Source organism: Tepidiphilus succinatimandens (assembly GCF_006503695.1).
GTDB lineage: Bacteria > Pseudomonadota > Gammaproteobacteria > Burkholderiales > Rhodocyclaceae > Tepidiphilus > Tepidiphilus succinatimandens.
Genome location: NZ_SBIK01000015.1, coordinates 56,373 through 71,265, shown reverse-complemented (window position 1 = coordinate 71,265; position 14,893 = coordinate 56,373). Strand labels below are relative to the sequence as shown.

The following is a 14,893-nucleotide window of genomic DNA, read 5'->3' as shown; positions in this document are numbered from 1 at the left end:
CGCTGCCGAAAGGCACCCGTCTTCCCATCTCCAGCAACCGCCAGAAGTCCGCTCAGGCATTGGCAAGGCTGCATGCCCGCATTGCCAATATCCGAGCGGACTTCACCCACAAGCTCACGACCCGGCTGTGCCGCGAAAACCAGGCGGTGGTGCTCGAAGACCTGAACGTCTCAGGGATGCTCGCCAACGAGAAGCTTGCGCGAGCGATCTCCGACGTGGGCTTTGGCCTCATCCGCTCGCAGATGGAATACAAGGCGCAGCGCTACGGCACCCGCCTGGTGTTTGCCGAGCGCTGGTATCCCAGTAGCCGCCTCTGTTCGGTCTGCGGCTGGAAACACGAAACGCTCACGCTGAGCGAGCGGGAATGGACGTGCCCGGAATGCGGCACGCACCACGACCGTGACCTCAACGCGGCGATCAACCTTCAACGGCTGGCCACCGCAACGGCCCTACCCGTGGCGAGTCCGTCCGGTAACGGCGGCGCTACTTCAGGAGGGGTTCCTGAAGTAGTCGGGAAAGTCACGCCTGTCAGGCACGAGCACGGTCATCAAGACGGCTCGGGGCAGGAAGAGAACCGTGCGCACTTTTGCGTGCGTTTTTGAGAGCAGTTCCGAACGACGAGCGACAGGGGTGAAACGATGGTTGAAACGAACGGCGCAATGCGCCAGAAGATGGAGTTCCAGGCCGAGGTGCAGCAGCTTCTGCACCTGGTGGTGCATTCGCTCTACTCGAACAAAGAAATCTTCCTGCGCGAGCTCGTCTCGAACGCCTCGGATGCCTGCGACAAGCTGCGCTTCGAGGCGGCGCAGCATCCCGAGCTCTTCGAGGGCGACGGCGAGCTCAAGATCTGGATCGACTACGACCGCGACGCGCGCACCGTGACGATACGCGACAACGGCATCGGCATGAGCCGCGAGGAGGCGGTGGCGCATCTGGGTACCATCGCCAAGTCGGGCACGCGCGAGTTCCTGCAAAGGCTCGGCGCCGAGGGGCAGGCCGATGCGCGCCTGATCGGGCAGTTCGGCGTCGGTTTCTACTCCGCCTTCATCGTGGCCGATCGCGTCACCGTGCGCTCGCGCCGCGCCGGGCTGCCAGCGAGCGCCGGCGTGCTGTGGGAATGCGCCATGACGGGGGATGCCGCCGGCACCTTCGAAGTGACCGAGATCGAACGTCCCGAGCGGGGCACCGAGGTGGTGCTGCACCTGCGCGAGGGCGAAGACGAGTTCCTCTCGGGGGTGAGGCTGCGCGAGCTCATCCGCAAGTATTCCGATCACATCCTCTGGCCCATCCTGATGCGCAAGGAGCGCTGGGACGAGGGCCGCGGCGAGCTCGTCAAGGAAGAGGAATGGGAGCAGGTCAATCGCGCCTCCGCCCTGTGGGCCCGCCCCAAGCAGGAGATCGCGGAGGAGGAATACGTCGAATTCTACAAACACGTGGCGCACGACTTCGAGGCGCCGCTTTCCTGGGTGCATGCCAAGGTGGAGGGGCGGCACGAATACACGATGCTCCTCTACCTGCCGCAGCGCGCGCCGTTCGACCTCTTCGAGCGCACGCCGCGCCATGGGCTCAAGCTCTACGTGCGGCGCGTCTTCGTGCTGGAGGATGCCGAGCGGCTGCTGCCGCGCTACCTGCGCTTCGTGCGCGGGGTGGTCGACGCGGCCGACCTGCCGCTCAACGTCTCGCGCGAGATGCTGCAGGATTCGCGCGAGATCGAGGCGATCCGCGCCGGCGTCACCAAGCGGGTGCTGGGGCTACTCGAGCAGCTCGCCAAGAACGAGCCGGAGAAATACGCCCGCTTCTGGCGCGAATTCGGCCGCGTGCTCAAGGAAGGCATCATCGAGGATCCGGCCAACCGCGAGCGCATCGCCGCGCTCCTGCGCTTCGCGTCTACCCACAGCGACTCGCCCGAAGAGACGGTCTCGCTCGACGACTATCTGGGGCGCATGAAGCCGGGTCAGGAGCGCATCTACTACCTCACGGCCGAATCCTTCGCCGCGGCGCGCCACAGTCCGCACCTCGAGGCTTTCCGCAAAAAGGGGGTCGAGGTGCTGCTGCTCACCGACCGCATCGACGAATGGTGGGTGGCCTATCTGCCCGAGTACAAGGGCAAGCCCCTGGCGTCGGTGGCCAAGGGCGAGATGGACGCGGCGCTGCTCTCGGAAGAGGAGAAAAAAGCGCGCGAGGAGGCCGACGAGCGGCTCAAGCCGCTCCTCGAGCGGCTGCAGGCGGCCTTGGGCGAGCGCGTCAAGGCGGTGCGGGTTTCCTCGCGGCTCACCGAGGCGCCCGCCTGCCTGGTGGTCGAGGAGCACGAGCCGGGGATGCAGCTTGCGCGGCTGCTGCGTGAGCTCGGGCAGGACGCGCCGGCGCACAAGCCCATCCTCGAGCTCAATCCGACGCACCCGGTGATCGCAAAGCTGCAGGCGGCCTCCGACGAAGACTTTGCCGAGTGGGCGCTGCTCCTCTATGAAGAAGCGCTCCTCGCCGAGGGCGGCAAGCTGGAAGATCCGGCGGCCTTCGTGCAGCGCATGAACCGGCTGCTTCTTACCGCGTGACGCCACCATGGCGAGGCGCCATGCCTCGCCGCTTCAGCCGTGCTGGCGCAGCTTGCGCATCCGTTCGGCCGGCGTGATGATGTCGGTGAGGCGGATGCCGAACTTTTCGTTGACCACGACCACTTCGCCCTGGGCGATGAGCGTGCCATTGACGAGCACGTCCATCGGCTCGCCGGCAAGCCCTTCGAGCTCGATCACCGAGCCGTGCGCCAGTTGCAGCACGTCGCGGATCGCGAGTTTCGTGCGCCCCAGCTCCACGGTGACGCGCACCGGGATGTCGAGGATCAGCTTGAAGTCGTTGAGCTTGTCGGTCTCGCTGCCGCCGGTGCCGAATTCGGGGAAGAGATCCTTGGCCGGCTTGGCCTGGTAGGGGTCGCTCGCCTGCTTGAGCTCTTGGGCCACGCGCGCCATCTCGGCGTCGTGCTGCGCCTGCTCGGCGAGCGCCGCCGCCCATTCGTCTTCAGGGGTGGCGGCGCCGCCTTCGCCGGTCTGGGCCTGTTGCTGCTGCATGGCCGCAGCCCAGTCTTCAGCGCTGACCTTGTCTTCTTCCTGCGGGGTGTCGTTTTCGGCCATGGGGAGAATCCTCGCACGGGGATCAGGAGGGGGTTGAGGAAGCCGTTCCCGTCAGGGTCGGTGGCGGGGCGGAGGCTTCTTCCTCTTCCGGTTCTTCTTCGGCGACGAAGTGGTCGACCTCGAGCGCGTAATGCCCTTCGCGTGTGCCGTAGCGGCCACGCAACACCGGGATGTTCTCGCAGAAGAGGGTGGTGAGCTCGGGAATGTCGAGCGGGATGACATCGCCCACACGCAGCTCGACCAGATCGCCCAAGGTCATGTCGGCGTAGCCCAGCTCGGCGCGCAGTTCGACTTCCGCTTCCATCAGACGCCGGCCGAGGTTGCGCGTCCAGCGCGTGTCCTGCGTCATCTGGTCGCTCTGCATGGTCGAGTAGAGGAGATCGCGTACCGGTTCGAGCATGGAGTAGGGCCAGCACAGCAGCAGGTTCGCCTGGCCGATGCCGAAATCCAGGGCGAACTGGGAAGTGACGACGATCTCGGAGGGCGTGGCGATGTTGGCAAACTGCGGGTTCATCTCCGAGCGCACGTAGTTGAGCTCGATCTTATAGACCGGCGCCCAGGATTTCTGGTATTCCTCGAAAACGACGTTGAGCAGCCCCAGGATGATGCGCTGCTCGGTGGGGCTGAAGTCGCGCCCTTCGATGCGGGTGCGAAAGCGCCCGTCGCCGCCGAAGAGGAGGTCGACCACGAGGAAGATGAGGTTGGGCTCCATCACGATCAACCCCGTGCCGCGGAAGGGTTTCATCTGCACCAGATTGAGGTTGGAGGGGATGACGAGGTTGCGCAGGAACTCGGCGTATTTCTGCACGTGCAGCGCGCCCACGGCCACTTCGACGTTGCGCCGGATGTAGTTGAAGAGTCCGATGCGCAGGTTGCGGGCGAAACGCTCGTTGATGAGCTCGAGCGTGGGCATGCGCCCGCGTACGATGCGCTCCTGCGTGGCGAGGTTGTAGGGGCGGATGCCGCCTTCTTCCTGCGGAGCAGTCTCCGGTTCTTCGCTCTCCCCGGTGACATCCCTCAGAAGTTCATCGACTTCTTTCTGGGTGAGGAACTCGCCGCCGCCGACCATGGTATGCGTCCGTCACGGTTACTGGATGATGAAGGAGCGGAAGAGCACGGCTTGCACCGGGCCGGTCGGCCCCAGCGCTTGCTGGCCGGGAGGCGGAGGGGGATAGCCGAGCACGCGGTTGATCTCGTCGGTGAGCTCGCGCGCGAGCTGCTCGCGCCCTTGCGGGGTGACGAGCTCCGAAGGGAGTTTGCTCGATAGCAACAGGTTGATGCGATGCTGCACTTCCGGGAGATATTGCTTGAGGACGGGGTCGAACTTCGCATCGGCCAGCCGCAGGACGATGATGGTCTGCAGGTAGCGTTCGCCTTCGCCGGGCGCGAGGTTGACGACGAAAGGATCGAGGGTGACGAAGACGGGCGGGGCCCCGGGGGTGACCATGACGGGGGGTGGGCTGCCGGGTTGGGCGGTGGCGGTCGCATGTGCGGTGTCGTTTTCACTCGATGCGGCCGCGCGCTGCTTGATGAGGAGCAGCGTAAGGGCGCCTGCTGCCGCCAAGGAAAGAGCGAGAAGGACGACGAGCACGAGGATGAGCAGCTTGGCCTTCTTGCTCATGCCTGCAGTCGGCTCGGCTGAGGTTTCGGTGGCGGGTTTTTCTTCCGGTTTGGCCATGGGTTTTCTCGCTTGCCCTCGTCAAGAGACAGGATAGCGAAACATTATCCCCCACCGAAGGCGGAAAAGCGCCCCTTCCCCGGCGCAATTCCCGTTCAGGCGTAGTGATCGATCAGGCTGGAGCCGGCGCGCGTGCCCTGCAAGGAAAGAGGAGCGGGATTGGCCCCCGCGCGTGGCGTCGTGCCGGGCAGTGGGCGGCCAGATGCGGGATCTTCCTGCGATTGCGCGTTCGAGCCTTCCCCTCCCGTACTCACGCTCGTCTGGCCCAGCGACAGACCGGATTGGGCGAGCTGTTCGCGCAGTTGCGGCAGGGCGTGTTCGAGGGCGTCGCGCGCGGCCTGGCTGGCGGCGACGAAATGGGCGGTGAGCTGGTCGTGGTTGAGCTGCAAGGTCACTTCGAGCTTGCCCAGCGAGGGCGGGGTGAGCTGCAGTTCGGCCTTGGTCTCGCCGCGGCCGGCCACCCAGACGAGGCGTTGCGTGGTTTCGCTCGCCCAGCGATCCGCGTCCGCGGGCGGGGTATGGACGGTGAGTACGGTCGGCGCCGAAGCATCGGCGCGGGACGAAAGGTGAGGATTGGGCGTGAATCCGTCGCTGCGTACGGTCGGGGAGGGGGTTTGCGTCGAATCGGCATGTTCCGCGCGGACGGAGGACGGCGTTTCACTGGTCAGCGTTTTCTCGGGTTTGAGGGCATCGGCTGGCGATTTTTCGCTGGGAGCGGCGGATGCGGCCGCATCGAGCAAGGGAGAGGGGTCATGTTTCCCGCTGGGGGAATTTTTTAGGGTGGCGCCGGCCTCGGCGGGGGATTCGGCGGACGCCGCTTCGCCGCTTTGACCTACTTCAGGAGTCTGGGCGCCTTCCTTGGGCGCGTTGGATAGTTTCTCGAGCGCCGCGCGCAGCAGCGCCAGAGGCGAGCCCGGCACGGCGTTGCTATCGCTAGCCGTCGGTGCGGCCGCAGCGTCGTCGTTCGGTGGTGTCGGCGAAGAGGTGCTGGGCAGTGCCAAATTCGCGTCGGGGGCGGCGCCCGAGGAAGGGGGGAATGCGGCGGCATCCGTGGCCGTAGAGCTCGTCTGCTGCTGGGCGCTGCCGTTCGTGGCGGCAAGAGTGGAAACGACGGGAGCGCGCGCTGCAGAGAGGGGCTTTCCGTCACCGTCCGCGGAGGGAAGCGCCTCGGAATGCCCCGCGCTCGCTGCCGTCGGCATGGCGGCTGCGGCAAGGGCTGCCGCTGCCGCGTCGGCAGGCGCGGCAACTTCTGCCGCCGTTCCAGGTTCTTCCGCCGACTTCTCTTTCTTGGAATCGGACTTGTCCGACGTGGCAGAAGGAGAGGCTTTCTCCTTCGCTGTCTCGGCCTTCGCGGGGGGCGTCGGTGCAGGATCGTCGTCTTGGGACGACTGCGGGGATTTTGCCGTCCCGCTCGCCTCGGCCGGCGCGGTTTGCGCCGTCTCGGCGGGAGCCGGCGCTGCCGCAGGGGCGGAGGATGAAGTTCCTTGCGACTCATGGACACGCCGCTCGAGGAGCCGGGCGAAGGTGTCGGAGGAGCCCGCGGCGGAGGAGCTCGGTATGCTGCCCGGGGGGTTCACCCCTAAAACCGGGTCGAGGCGGGCAGAGACGGCGGTTTGCAGGTTCATGACGGCCTCGCGAAAGGAATGGTCACCTTGCAGATAGCAATAAAGATGCCAGATTGAGGGTCAGCGCTCGTCAGCCCCTTCTTCACGGGCGCGACGGAGGTGTTTCTGGGACGCATGTTCGTCCAGCATCTTCTGCGCCAGTCGCTGGGCTTGGGCGAGCGCTTCGGCGTCGGCGCGCGCTTCCAGCACCTCGAAGGCGCGTCGCCGCGTGCGCACGGCCTGCCAGGCGCGGTGCGCCTCTTCCAGCCGTTGCGCACAGCGCGCAAGCTCCTCGCGCTGCAGGATCAGGGCGTCGTCGAGGCGGGCGAGGAAGCGGCGATGGTTGAGGATCAGCTCGGGCGAGGCGTCATCGCGCAGGGCCTGGCGCAGCCTTTCTTCGTATTCGTCGCGGAAACGTTCGAGCAGGGCGAGCTTTTCCTGCGCTTCGCGCTGGCGTCGGCTGCAGGCGCCCATGCGTTCGGCCGCCTCGTCCTCCTCGCGCTGGACCAGCTCTTTCAACAGGCGAAAACGGTTCTCGGCCATGATCTCGAAGCTCAGGAGAGCACGCGGCGCAGCCCGTCGAGCGCCTCGGCAAAGGGCACGGATTCGTTCATGCCCTGCTGCAGGAAAGCGGCCATCGCCGGCTGGCGCCGTACCGCTTCGTCGAGTTCCGGGTCGGCGCCGGGCTGGTAGGCCCCCACGGCGATGAGATCGCGTGCGCGCTGGTAGCGCGACCAGAGTTTCTTGAAGCGGCGTGCGAGTGCGAGGTGCTCTTCGCTCACCACTTGCGGCATCACGCGCGAGATGGATTGTTCGATGTCGATGGCGGGGTAGTGACCGCTGTCGGCGAGCGCGCGCGAGAGCACGAAGTGGCCGTCGAGGATGGCGCGGGCGGCGTCGGCGATCGGGTCCTGCTGGTCGTCGCCTTCCGTGAGCACGGTGTAGAAGGCGGTGATCGATCCCTGATCGTCGGCGCCGTTGCCGGTCCGTTCGACGAGCGCGGGTAGCCGGGCGAACACCGAGGGAGGATAACCCTTGGTCACTGGCGGCTCGCCCACGGCGAGCGCGATCTCGCGCTGGGCCATGGCGTAGCGGGTGAGGGAGTCCATGATGAGGAGCACGTGGCGCCCCTCGTCGCGAAACTGCTCGGCGATCGCCGTGGCGTAAGCCGCCCCTTGTAGCCGCAGCAGGGGGCTCACGTCGGCCGGCGCGGCCACCACCACGGCCCGCGCCAAGCCGTCGGGGCCGAGGTTCTGTTCGATGAATTCCTTCACTTCCCGGCCGCGCTCGCCGATGAGCCCCACGACGATCACCTCGGCCACGGTGAAGCGCGCCATCATGCCGATGAGCACCGATTTCCCTACCCCCGAGCCGGCGAAAAGCCCCAGCCGCTGACCGCGGCCGACGGTGAGCAGCGCATTGATCGCGCGGATGCCGACGTCGAGCGGCGTGTCGATGGGCGTGCGCGCGAGCGGATTGATCGGCGGGGCGAAGAGCGGACGCAACGCGGCGCCGGCAAGCGGCCCCTTGCCATCGAGCGGACGGCCCGCCGCATCGACCACGCGCCCCAGCAACGCTTCGCCTGCGGGGAGGTGCTTGGCACGGTCGGGCGAAGGGGCTTCGGGGACCTCGTCGGCGTGCAGCGCAATGGGCGGCGGTTCGGGCGGCAGGACCCGCGCCCCGGGCGCGAGGCCATAGACCTCCTCGGTGGGCATGAGAAAGAGCTTGTCCCCCTGAAAACCCACCACTTCCGCTTCCACGGTGCCGCCGGTGGGCGTTTCGATGCGGCAGCTCGCGCCCAGCGGCAGCTTGAGGCCCATGGCCTCCATCACCAGCCCGTTGATGCGCACCAGCCGCCCGGCCGGGGTGAGCACCGGCGTGCGGCGCAGCGCCTCGCGCCAGGTGCGCAGGCGCCGGTGCAAAGGGTCGAGGACGAGCGTTTCGGCCTCACTCATGGGGTACCTTCCCCGCCATCATCCGGCACGTCGGTTTCTTCTTCCCAGTTGGCGCTCTCGGGCCAGAGGCGGGCGACGAGGCGGCGCCAGCGGGTGGGCACGGTGGCATCGACGACGTGGGAATCCGATTCGACGAGGCAGCCGCCGCGCCCGATCGCGGCATCGGCAACGAGCCGGTGCCCGCCTTTGGCAAGTTCCGCTTCGAGCGCTTCGCGGACCAAAGGGAGATCTTCGGGGTGGAGGCGGATCGTGAGATGCGGCGCCCCGTCTTCTTCGAGCAGGCGGCGCACGAGGGAGACGATGCGCTCGGGGGAGGTGCGCAGCTCGTCCTGCAGCACGCGTCGCGCGATTTCCACGGCCAGTGCGGCGATCTCCTCGGCGAGTGTCTCGCGCGTGCGTTCCGCCAGATGTTCCAACCCTTCGATCAGGGAGGCGGCCAGCGCCAGGCGCTGCTGCCATTGCGCTTCGTACTGCGCCCGAGCCCGGGCTTCCCCTTGGGTTCGCCCTTCGGCCTCGCCCTTGGCGTAGCCCTCCTGATGGCCCTGGCGCCGACCTTCTTCCTGCCCCTGGGCAAGCCCTTCGGCGCGGCCGGCGGCAAATCCTTCCTCGTGGCCGGCGGCGAATCCTTCGCGGCGGCTCTGCTCATAGAGGGCTTCGAGTTCCTCGACCGTGGGCAGCTGCACCCCTTGGCGCGCCGCTTCTGCGCCGGCTGGTGGCTGGTCGCGGCGGTTTTCCGCCTCGTCGAAGGAAGGCGGCTGCCAGGGACGGTAGAGGCCGGTGGCCTGATGGCGGTCGATCGGCATTCAGCGCGCGCTCCGGCTCACACGAACCCCTCTTCGCCGCCCTTGCCGGGCAGGACGATCTGCCCTTCTTCGGCCAGACGGCGCACGATCTTGAGAATCTCTTTCTGCGCCGCCTCCACTTCGGAGACGCGCACCGGCCCTTTCGCTTCCAGATCCTCGCGCAGCATCTCGGCGGCGCGCTGGGACATGTTCTTGAAGACTTTCTCGCGCAGCTGCTGGGAGGCTCCCTTGAGGGCGATGACCAGCTGGTCGTTCTGCACCTCGCGCAGCACCGTCTGCAGGCTGCGATCGTCCATGTCGATGAGGTTCTCGAAGACGAACATCTCGTCAAGAATCTTCTGCGCCAGGTCGGGATCGTATTCGCGCACGGCCTCGATGACCTCGTTCTCGAGCTGTGCGCCGGCGAAGTTGAGGATCTCGGCCACGTGTCGCACCCCGCCCATGGCCTTGCTTTTGGTGCTGGAGGCAGCGTTGGCGAGCAGGTTGCCCAGCGCCTCGTTGAGCTCCTTGAGCGCCAGCGGCTGCACGCCTTCGAGGGTGGCGATGCGCAGGATCACCTCGTTGCGCAGCCGCTCCGGGAAGTGCTTGAGGATCTCCGCCGCCTGGTCGAATTCCAGGTGCACCAGGATAGTGGCGATGATCTGCGGGTGCTCGTTCTTGATGAGATCGGCGGCGGTGGCCGGATCGAGCCACTTCAGGCTCTCGATCGCGGCGGTGTCCGAGCCCTGCATGATGCGGGCGATGATGTGGCTTGCCTTGTCGTCGCCCAGCGCCTGGGTGAGCATCTCGCGGATCTGCTCCGGATCGGGTTCGATCGGAGCGCCGCGCTGCACGTATTCGATGGCCTCGTCCAGCACCGGTTCTACTTCCTCGCGCGGTTTGGCCGGCAGCGCGGCCATGACGGTGCCCAGTTTCTGCACTTCCTTGGGACCGAGGTTCTTGAGCACCTCGGCGGCCTCGGCCGGCCCCAGGGTGAGCAGCAGCAAGGCGGCGCGTTCGACGGCATCTTCACTCATCTCAGCGTCTCTCCGCGGTACCGAGCCACTCTTTGATCATGTTGGCGAGCAGCTTGGGATTGTTCTGGGCGATGCGCCGCAGCTCGGCCACCTTGCGCTCGAACGGATCGCCGGGCCTGACCGTGCCCAGCTGCACGATCGCGCCTTCCTCTTCTTCCTCCGCGCCGGCCGGCGGCACCGCGGTGGGAGCGCCGGGCGCCGGCGTTTCGGCCTTGGTGGCGACCGTGCGCACCAGCGGCCGGATCACGCCGAAATAGACGATCACCAAGGCCACGGCCAGCAGCAGGTAGCGCAGCACCTCGCGCACGATCTCGACCATGACCGGATCGCTCCACAGGCGTTTCCACCAGGGCGGAGGAATTTCTTCCACCTTGCCGGCGAAGAGCGCCCCGGAGACGGTGATGCTGTCGCCGCGCGTCGGGTTGAGCCCCACTGCATTCTGCACCAATTTCTCCAGCTGGGCGAGCTCTTCGTCCGAAGGGATGGTCTTGACGCCTTCGCGCGTGGTCTCGGTCTTCTGGTTGATGACCACGGCCACGGTGAGGCGGCGCACGTCGCCGAGCGCCTTTTTCGTGTGCTGGATGGTGCGGTCGAGCTCATAGTTGATGGTCGCCGTGCGTTCGCGCTTGCCCGTGGGCGCCGCCGTCGCCGTACCGGTACCGCCTTGGCCGACTTCCGGCGTGGTGATGGGCGCAGTGGCGGGCACCGGTGGCTGGTTGGTGAGCGCGCCCGGCACGCCCTGCGGCGCCTGGTCGCCGCCGTAGCGCTCCTCGATGTGCTGGCTGCGGATCGCCTGATCCGGCGCCGGATTGGGACGGTAGGATTCGCTGGTGAGTTCCGTCTGGTTGAAATCGACCTCGACGGCCACCTGCGCCTTGAAGTTACCCGCCCCGACGATGGGTTCGAGGATGGATTCGACGCGCCGTACGTAGGCCGATTCCAGCTCCTGGATGAAGGCGAGCTGCTTGGCGTCCAGATCCCCCTTGTTCTGGTCGGGCGAGCGGGTCAGGAGATTGCCCGACTGATCCACCACCGTGACGCGATCGGGCGTGAGCTCTGGCACGCTCGAACTCACCAGATGCACGATGCCGGCAATCTGCGCTTCATCCAGCACCCGGCCCGGACGCAGCGTGACCATCACGGAAGCCGAGGGCTTTTCCTTGTCGCGCAGAAAACCCGTTTTCTTGGGAATGGCCAGATGCACGCGCGCGGCCGACACCGCGCCGATGTTCTGGATAGTGCGCGCGAGCTCTCCTTCCACCGCGCGCTGGTAGTTGATCTGCTCGGCGAACTGGGTGATGCCCAGTTTCTGATTGTCCATCAGCTCGAAACCGACGTTGCCGCCGCGCGGCAGCCCCTGCGCCGCCAGCCGCAGGCGCAGGTCGTGCACCTGGGAAGAGGGCACCAGGATGGCGCTGCCGTTGTCGGAAAAACGATACGGCACGTTCATCTGCTGCAGGGTGGTGACGATCGCCCCGCCGTCGCGCTCGTCCAGATTGGAGAAGAGCACGGCGTAGTCGGCGGGCTTGGACCACAGCAATAGCCCCACGATGAGGGCGATCGCCAGCGCGAGCGCCGCGCCGGCGGCAAGTTTCTGCTGCAGGGAAAGCGCCTTGACGCGCTCGAGCAGGTTCGCCAGCGCCGGCGGCAGGCGGGTTGCCGCGGGGGCTTGGGCGGTCAGCGTCGTGTCGGCCTCGGCCATGATGTCGTCTCCTGCCGCGAGGGCAACGGTCTCAGGCTGCATTATCGCGCCTCGGGCGGCAAGCCGTCGTGGAAATAACGGCAAAAATCGCCGGCAATTCCTGCCGCCGCCGCTTTGTCGTATAGTAGGAAAACCATGACCGCCGATTCCGCCGCCTCGCTCACGCCCGAACAGCTCGCGCGCGCCTTCGAACAGTTCGCCCGCGCCTCCGACGCGCTCACGCGCTCCTACGAGGCGCTGCAGGCGCGCGCCCAGATGCTCTCCGAGCGCCTCGAAGTGCTGCTGCAGGCGCTGCCGGCCGGCGTGCTGGTGCTCGATGCCCAAGACCGCGTCGTGCAGGCGAACCGGGCGGCCAAGGCGCTGTGGCCCGGCCTCGAGCCGGAAGGGCGCGCGTGGGCAGAGCTCGCCGCCACGCTCCGGCCGACCGACACGCCGCAGGAAGTGGAGTTACCCATGCCCGGGGGCACGGCCCGCCGGCTCAATCTTTCCTGGGCCGATCTCGCCGCCCACGGCGGGCGGCTGCTGCTGCTGCACGACGTCACCGAAGCGCACCGCCTGCGCCAGGCGATGGAGCGCAACCTGCGGCTCGCCGCCATGGGCGAGATGGTGGCGGCGCTCGCGCACCAGCTGCGCACGCCGCTTGCCGCCTCCATGCTCTACGTCGGCAACCTCGCCGCCGGCGAACTGCCGCCCGAGCGCCGCGCCCAGCTCGCCGAGCGGGCGCAGGAGCGGCTGCGTCACCTCGAACGGCTCATCGGCGACATGCTGCTCTTTGCCCGCGGCGAAGGCGGGGCGCGCGGTCCGGTGGCGCTGGAGACGCTCGCCCGCGACGCGCTGCACGCACTCGAACCGCTCGCCGCGGCCAAACGCGCCCGGCTCGAAGGGCGGCTCGAACCGCTCGCCGGCGCCTGGGTCCAGGGGGACGCCAAGGCGCTCGCCGGCGCCCTCACCAATCTGCTGGAAAACGCCCTGCAGGCCATCCCCGAAGGCGGCACGGTACGCCTCGAAGGGGAACGTGAAGGAGCGCGCGCGCGTCTTGGCGTGAGCGACGAGGGCCCCGGCATCCCCGCCGACAAGCTCGAGCGCATCTTCGAGCCGTTCTTCACCACCCGCAGCGAAGGCACGGGCCTGGGGCTGGCGATCGCCCGCGGCGTGGCCCGCGCGCACGGCGGCGACATCGAAGCCTACTCCCGCCCCGGCGAGGGCAGCCGCTTCGTGCTCTCGTTGCCGCTTTCCCCACCGCCAATGGAGCCAGACGCATGAGCGAACCGCTGCCGATCCTCATCGTCGAGGACGACGCGAACCTGCGCGACGCCGTCGCGCTCACCCTGGAAGTGGGCGGCTACCGGCCGATCGCCGTCGGTTCCGGCCCCGAGGCGCTCGCCGCCCTCGAGCGCGAGCCGGTGGCCATGGTGCTCACCGACCTCAAAATGTCCCCCATGAATGGGCTCGAAGTGCTCGAAGCGGTGCGCCGGCGCCTGCCGCAGCTGCCGGTCGCCCTCATGACCGCCTATGGCGACGTCGCCAGCGCCGTGGCCGCCATGCGCGGCGGCGCCTGCGAATTCCTCCTCAAGCCCTTCGAGCCGGCGGCGCTGCTCTCCCTCGTGCGCAAGTACGCCCAGCCGGGAGGCGACGACGAACTCGTCGCCGCCGACCCCGCCAGCCGCCAGCTGCTGCAACTGGCCGAACGCGTGGCCCAGACCGACGCCACGGTGCTCCTCGAAGGCGAATCGGGCGTAGGCAAGGAAGTCTATGCCCGATTCATTCACCGCCACTCCCCGCGGCACGACGGGCCGTTCGTGGCCATCAACTGCGCCGCCATCCCCGAGCACCTGCTCGAAGCCACCCTCTTCGGCCACGAGAAAGGCGCCTTCACCGGCGCGAGCACCGCCCAGCCCGGCAAGTTCGAGCAGGCGCAGCACGGCACGCTGCTGCTCGACGAAATCTCCGAGATGCCGCTCGCGCTGCAGGCCAAGCTCCTGCGCGTGCTGCAGGAAAAGGAAGTCGAGCGCCTCGGCGGCCGCAAACCGATTCCCCTCGACGTGCGCATCCTCGCCACCACCAACCGCGACCTGCCCGCGGAAGTCGCCGCCGGGCGCTTTCGCCAGGACCTCTACTACCGCCTCGCCGTCTTCCCCTTGCGCATTTCGCCGCTGCGCGAACGCCCCGGCGACATCCTGCCGCTCGCGCAGCGCTTTCTCGCCGTGCACGGCGCGCGCTTCGGCAAGAACGGCGCCACGCTCACCGACGAAGCGGCACGGATCTTGCTTCAATACGGCTGGCCCGGCAACGTCCGCGAACTGGAGAACACCTTGCAGCGCGCCCTCATCCTCGCCCCCGGCAGCGTGATCGACGACGCGGCGCTTGCCGCCTGCCTGCCGCTGCGTGCGCCGTCGCCCGCCGCTGCACCACCGGAACCGGCAGGCACTGCGGCAACTCCTGCCCCGACGGCAGCAGAAGGGGAGGGCAGCGCCCAGACGGTGCGCGAGCGCGAACGCGAGCACATCCTGCGCGTGCTGCGCGAAGTGGGCGGCTCGCGCAAGCGCGCGGTCGAGCGGCTCGGCATCTCCGAGCGCACGCTGCGCTACAAGCTGCAGCGCTACCGCGCCGAAGGCTACGCCATTCCGGGCGACGAACAATGCTAGAATGAACGAAGGGCCGGTGAAGGACAGGAGGCACGACCATGGACACCAACGGCATCAACCAACTGCTCGCCGAGATGCAGCGCGCCCAGGCGCTCGCGCAAGGCAAGCCTGCGGCCGCCGAAGCGCCGCAGGAAGCCGGTCAGGTCGATTTCGCCTCCGTGCTCGACTCCGCCCTCAAGGACGTGAGCCAGGCGCAGGGCCAGGCGCAGGAGCAGGCCAACCGCTTCAGCGCGGGCGACCCCAGCGTCGACCTGCAAAACGTCATGATCGACCTCGAAAAGGCGTCGCTCGCCTTCAACCAGATGGTGCAAGTACGCAACCGCCTGGTGAGCGCCTACCAGGACATCATGAACATGCCGGTGTGA

At 67.7% G+C, this 14,893-nt stretch carries 14 protein-coding genes; 5 read left to right on the top strand and 9 right to left on the bottom strand.

What is annotated here, in order from left to right; all coding sequences use genetic code 11:
- Both EPD82_RS09775 and htpG read left to right on the top strand, forming a co-directional pair.
- Positions 1 to 602: RNA-guided endonuclease InsQ/TnpB family protein (locus EPD82_RS09775; protein WP_141056541.1), on the top strand; the 602-nt coding region annotated here is incomplete at its 5' end.
- A 36-nt stretch (positions 603 to 638) separates the two neighbouring features.
- On the top strand, positions 639 to 2,552 hold the full coding sequence (gene htpG, locus EPD82_RS09770) for a molecular chaperone HtpG (protein WP_055423990.1): 1,914 nt from the start codon (positions 639 to 641) through the stop codon (positions 2,550 to 2,552).
- A gap of 33 nt (positions 2,553 to 2,585) precedes the next feature.
- On the opposite strand, the gene fliN is transcribed toward htpG, so the two are convergent.
- The 9 genes from fliN to fliF all read right to left on the bottom strand — a co-directional run bounded on the left by fliN (position 2,586) and on the right by fliF (position 11,883).
- On the bottom strand, positions 2,586 to 3,125 hold the full coding sequence (fliN, locus tag EPD82_RS12410; protein ID WP_055423991.1) for a flagellar motor switch protein FliN: 540 nt from the start codon (positions 3,123 to 3,125) through the stop codon (positions 2,586 to 2,588).
- A gap of 22 nt (positions 3,126 to 3,147) precedes the next feature.
- Positions 3,148 to 4,194 carry a flagellar motor switch protein FliM gene (fliM, locus tag EPD82_RS09760; protein ID WP_055423992.1) on the bottom strand — a complete coding sequence of 349 codons (1,047 nt, stop codon included), beginning with the start codon at positions 4,192 to 4,194 and terminating at the stop codon, positions 3,148 to 3,150.
- Positions 4,195 to 4,212: 18 nt separating this feature from the next.
- Positions 4,213 to 4,803: a flagellar basal body-associated FliL family protein gene (locus tag EPD82_RS09755; protein WP_072247967.1), complete on the bottom strand. Its 591-nt coding sequence runs from the start codon at positions 4,801 to 4,803 to the stop codon at positions 4,213 to 4,215.
- 95 nt (positions 4,804 to 4,898) lie between these two features.
- A complete protein-coding gene (locus EPD82_RS09750) occupies positions 4,899 to 6,428 on the bottom strand; it encodes a flagellar hook-length control protein FliK (RefSeq protein ID WP_082438435.1) in 1,530 nt (509 codons plus the stop codon).
- 60 nt (positions 6,429 to 6,488) lie between these two features.
- Positions 6,489 to 6,950, bottom strand: a complete 462-nt coding sequence (gene fliJ, locus EPD82_RS09745) for a flagellar export protein FliJ (RefSeq protein ID WP_055423994.1) — start codon at positions 6,948 to 6,950, stop codon at positions 6,489 to 6,491.
- 11 nt (positions 6,951 to 6,961) lie between these two features.
- Positions 6,962 to 8,362: a flagellar protein export ATPase FliI gene (fliI, locus tag EPD82_RS09740; RefSeq protein ID WP_141056540.1), complete on the bottom strand. Its 1,401-nt coding sequence runs from the start codon at positions 8,360 to 8,362 to the stop codon at positions 6,962 to 6,964.
- Entirely contained in the window at positions 8,359 to 9,165 is an 807-nt protein-coding gene (locus EPD82_RS09735; protein ID WP_055423995.1) for a flagellar assembly protein FliH, read from the bottom strand. Before EPD82_RS09735 ends, fliI begins: the two co-directional genes overlap by 4 nt.
- 17 nt (positions 9,166 to 9,182) lie before the next feature.
- Positions 9,183 to 10,181: a flagellar motor switch protein FliG gene (gene fliG, locus EPD82_RS09730; protein ID WP_055423996.1), complete on the bottom strand. Its 999-nt coding sequence runs from the start codon at positions 10,179 to 10,181 to the stop codon at positions 9,183 to 9,185.
- Position 10,182: 1 nt separating this feature from the next.
- Entirely contained in the window at positions 10,183 to 11,883 is a 1,701-nt protein-coding gene (fliF, locus tag EPD82_RS09725) for a flagellar basal-body MS-ring/collar protein FliF (RefSeq protein ID WP_141056539.1), read from the bottom strand.
- A gap of 135 nt (positions 11,884 to 12,018) precedes the next feature.
- On the opposite strand from fliF, the gene EPD82_RS09720 reads away from it, so the two are divergent.
- The 3 genes from EPD82_RS09720 to fliE are packed head-to-tail and all read left to right on the top strand — an operon-like array spanning position 12,019 to position 14,893.
- Positions 12,019 to 13,146 (top strand): sensor histidine kinase, encoded by a 1,128-nt coding sequence (locus EPD82_RS09720; RefSeq protein ID WP_055423998.1) that lies wholly within the window; start codon positions 12,019 to 12,021, stop codon positions 13,144 to 13,146.
- Positions 13,143 to 14,528: a sigma-54-dependent transcriptional regulator gene (locus tag EPD82_RS09715; RefSeq protein ID WP_055423999.1), complete on the top strand. Its 1,386-nt coding sequence runs from the start codon at positions 13,143 to 13,145 to the stop codon at positions 14,526 to 14,528. The genes EPD82_RS09720 and EPD82_RS09715 overlap by 4 nt, the downstream gene beginning before the upstream one ends.
- A gap of 38 nt (positions 14,529 to 14,566) precedes the next feature.
- The gene (gene fliE, locus EPD82_RS09710) at positions 14,567 to 14,893 is read left to right on the top strand and encodes a flagellar hook-basal body complex protein FliE (protein WP_055424000.1); all 327 of its coding nucleotides are present in this window, start codon (positions 14,567 to 14,569) and stop codon (positions 14,891 to 14,893) included.

What these genes read in the sequence shown, in the direction of transcription:
- EPD82_RS09750 (WP_082438435.1), bottom strand. Translation starts at nt 6,428, where the DNA reads ATGAACCTGCAAACCGCCGTCTCTGCCCGCCTCGACCCGGTTTTAGGG.
- EPD82_RS09715 (WP_055423999.1), top strand. Translation starts at nt 13,143, where the DNA reads ATGAGCGAACCGCTGCCGATCCTCATCGTCGAGGACGACGCGAACCTG.
- fliM (WP_055423992.1), bottom strand. Translation starts at nt 4,194, where the DNA reads ATGGTCGGCGGCGGCGAGTTCCTCACCCAGAAAGAAGTCGATGAACTT.
- EPD82_RS09755 (WP_072247967.1), bottom strand. Translation starts at nt 4,803, where the DNA reads ATGGCCAAACCGGAAGAAAAACCCGCCACCGAAACCTCAGCCGAGCCG.
- fliN (WP_055423991.1), bottom strand. Translation starts at nt 3,125, where the DNA reads ATGGCCGAAAACGACACCCCGCAGGAAGAAGACAAGGTCAGCGCTGAA.
- fliJ (WP_055423994.1), bottom strand. Translation starts at nt 6,950, where the DNA reads ATGGCCGAGAACCGTTTTCGCCTGTTGAAAGAGCTGGTCCAGCGCGAG.
- EPD82_RS09735 (WP_055423995.1), bottom strand. Translation starts at nt 9,165, where the DNA reads ATGCCGATCGACCGCCATCAGGCCACCGGCCTCTACCGTCCCTGGCAG.
- fliI (WP_141056540.1), bottom strand. Translation starts at nt 8,362, where the DNA reads ATGAGTGAGGCCGAAACGCTCGTCCTCGACCCTTTGCACCGGCGCCTG.
- htpG (WP_055423990.1), top strand. Translation starts at nt 639, where the DNA reads ATGGTTGAAACGAACGGCGCAATGCGCCAGAAGATGGAGTTCCAGGCC.
- EPD82_RS09720 (WP_055423998.1), top strand. Translation starts at nt 12,019, where the DNA reads ATGACCGCCGATTCCGCCGCCTCGCTCACGCCCGAACAGCTCGCGCGC.
- fliE (WP_055424000.1), top strand. Translation starts at nt 14,567, where the DNA reads ATGGACACCAACGGCATCAACCAACTGCTCGCCGAGATGCAGCGCGCC.
- fliG (WP_055423996.1), bottom strand. Translation starts at nt 10,181, where the DNA reads ATGAGTGAAGATGCCGTCGAACGCGCCGCCTTGCTGCTGCTCACCCTG.
- fliF (WP_141056539.1), bottom strand. Translation starts at nt 11,883, where the DNA reads ATGGCCGAGGCCGACACGACGCTGACCGCCCAAGCCCCCGCGGCAACC.